General features: G+C 47.9%; 1 protein-coding gene and 1 pseudogene. Both read left to right on the top strand.

From position 1 onward, the window contains the following. Positions 1 to 323 (top strand): annotated as a pseudogene (locus OCV63_RS17010) (VirD4-like conjugal transfer protein, CD1115 family); the annotation flags it as partial. 218 nt (positions 324 to 541) lie between these two features. After that, the gene (locus OCV63_RS17860) at positions 542 to 670 is read left to right on the top strand and encodes a Maff2 family mobile element protein (RefSeq protein ID WP_158365400.1); all 129 of its coding nucleotides are present in this window, start codon (positions 542 to 544) and stop codon (positions 668 to 670) included. The last annotated feature ends 7 nt before the right edge of the window (positions 671 to 677 follow it).

The raw sequence follows: 677 nt of genomic DNA, 5'->3' as shown, positions 1-677 counted from the left end.
AGGAGACCATAGACACTTACAACACCGGAGAGAGCCGGGGACGGGAGACCTCCCACTCGCTCAACTATCAGAAATTGGGAAAAGAGCTGATGAGCCAGGACGAGCTGGCAGTTATGGATGGCGGCAAGTGCATCTTGCAGTTGCGCGGTGTGCGTCCGTTTCTTTCAGACAAGTATGACATTACCAGACACCCTAATTTCAAATACACAGCTGATGCAGACAAGCGAAATACCTTTGATATTGAAGCATTTTTGTCTGCCAGACTAAAACTCAAGCCTGATGAGGTCTGCGATGTATATGAAGTAGACACGGAGGGCGTGTAATACGGTTCCGCTGAGAAAGGAGTGATCGTATCTATTTGCCGCAACTGCCTCTGTTGAGGCCATTGGCGTACAAAGCGGACAATCGCAAGAAAAATAATGAAAAAGGAGGACAGCCGGAATCATGCCCCCGGAAACCGGGCGGCAGATTGTTCCGGCTTTTGTATGCCTATGAAACATGACAAACCTATTTTTTAATCAGATTCCGGCTAACAAACTATATGGCATTTTTTGAACAGGCAATTACCGTTCTTCAGACTCTCGTTATCGCTCTGGGCGCTGGTCTTGGTATCTGCCATATAGATTTTTTGTACGCCGCCGCCCGCCATCGAGCAGAGTTTTACACCTAATTGGGGA

This window comes from Laedolimicola ammoniilytica (assembly GCF_025567165.1).
Taxonomy (GTDB): domain Bacteria; phylum Bacillota; class Clostridia; order Lachnospirales; family Lachnospiraceae; genus Laedolimicola; species Laedolimicola ammoniilytica.
Note: the sequence above shows the minus strand (reverse complement) of the source record. Positions and strands in the feature narration are given on the sequence as shown.

Excerpts from the sequence above, each read along its gene's own strand:
- OCV63_RS17860 (WP_158365400.1), top strand. The coding sequence starts at position 542 with ATGGCATTTTTTGAACAGGCAATTACCGTTCTTCAGACTCTCGTTATC.